Source organism: Bacillus ectoiniformans (genome assembly GCF_016908875.1).
GTDB lineage: Bacteria > Bacillota > Bacilli > Bacillales > Domibacillaceae > Bacillus_BX > Bacillus_BX ectoiniformans.
The window spans coordinates 1-1546 of sequence record NZ_JAFBES010000033.1; the positions used below are offsets into that span (position 1 = coordinate 1).

The 1546-nt window shown below is 44.3% G+C and carries 1 protein-coding gene; it reads right to left on the reverse strand.

Translation table 11 applies throughout. The features are described 5' to 3' along the window. Positions 1 to 73 precede the first annotated feature (73 nt). Positions 74 to 1456: an IS1182 family transposase gene (locus JOC78_RS17385; RefSeq protein ID WP_204558607.1), complete on the reverse strand. Its 1383-nt coding sequence runs from the start codon at positions 1454 to 1456 to the stop codon at positions 74 to 76. Positions 1457 to 1546 lie beyond the last annotated feature (90 nt).

Sequence of the window (1546 nt, forward strand, 5' to 3'; positions counted from 1 at the left end):
TCACTCTGTTGAAAAAAGAATCTGTCAATGAACATGACGAGAATTTTTGGAGTCATGCTCATTTTTTCTTGTTCTAACAAATGGTTTCTTCTATAATTTTATATGTTAGGTGGAGCCCGTTCTCCTTAAGATAGCGGAGTCTGGCCCATTTTTTCAGGTTTTGAATGATGGCGGTCATTAAAACCTGTATCTTTGTTTTTTGAACTCCACGGTAACGCGCATAGCGGAGGCCGTGGAGTTCTTTACTGTGCGCAAAGCTTAGTTCAATTGTTGCCGGCCGCACAGAACGGAGGATCTTTCCCCGTTGAGACAGGCGCTGTTCACGCAATTTGTCGTAGGTTTCTTGATGAATAGATATCCGGAGCACACGGTCTTCCGTTTCTTTTTTGACATAGGGACATCCCTGGCAGCTTCCTTTGGGAGGGCGAAATTCATGATAACCTTGGCGGGTGGTTGTCCGATAAGAAAAAGGCACACCGCATGGGCAGGCATACAAATCTTCATAAACCCTCTTAAATTGATGGCGCCTGCACTTGGGATGTTCATTCGACGAAAACCTTCGGTAGGACATATAGACAAAAAAGCCGCGTTCAAACAATTTTCTGGCCAGTGACGCATTGTAATACCCGGAATCGAGGGCAATTTCTTTCGCGTACTCACCAAACAGTTCCCGGAGCCTGTCGAGTTGTTCAGGCAACTGACGATGTCCTGGAACATTTGCCCCTGTTACCGTTGTGGCAAGGATAAAGTTGTGAAGCGTATCTACCAGACGGTGCTCAAAATAAGCAAAGCGCCCGCGTTCATCATGTTTAACAGAAAGTCGGGCATCTCCATCCACCGGACTGATATTTGTTTTTTTGATTTCGATTTTTGGCTCTTTGGCAGGCAGTGGCTTTTTGCCGTGTCGAACCCGAAAATGGTTGATGAGAGCGAGGTCTTCTGCTTTTTCTTGTACCTTCTTTTCCTCGTTAACCGTAACACGAACGCGCTTATTGGCGTTTGCCTTCAATTCCGTCTCATCCGCTGCCCACGTTTCATTAGCGATGAAACCCTCCTTGTGAATCAATACTAGACAATGCTGAAAAAGCTCCTCCCAAAACCGCTCATTTCTAAGGCGGAACGAAAGAAACTTGGAAATAGTGGAATGGTCTGGAACACTATCTACCGGAGAAAGCCCGAGAAACCAACGGTACGTAGCGTTATGGCGGACTTGCCTGCATGTAAAGCGCACCGAACGGAATCCTTCAAGATACTGTATCATTAGGATTTTCACCAGTACAATGGGATCTCTGGAAGGTCGGCCAATTTCAGATGGATAGTAAGTAGAAAGTTTTCGAGAAACGAAATCCCAATCCATCAGGGCATCAATTTGAACCAGATGATGTGATGGATCGTACATCTGTCCGTAAGTTTTTCGATTCTCTTCTATCTCTTTTCTGGAATAATACGCATACATAGGAAATCCCTCTCATGTTAGTTGATGAGAAGGATTTTAATCTTAATTTTAGATTTTGTCTATTGCCTAAGGTGTTTTTCAACACTATGA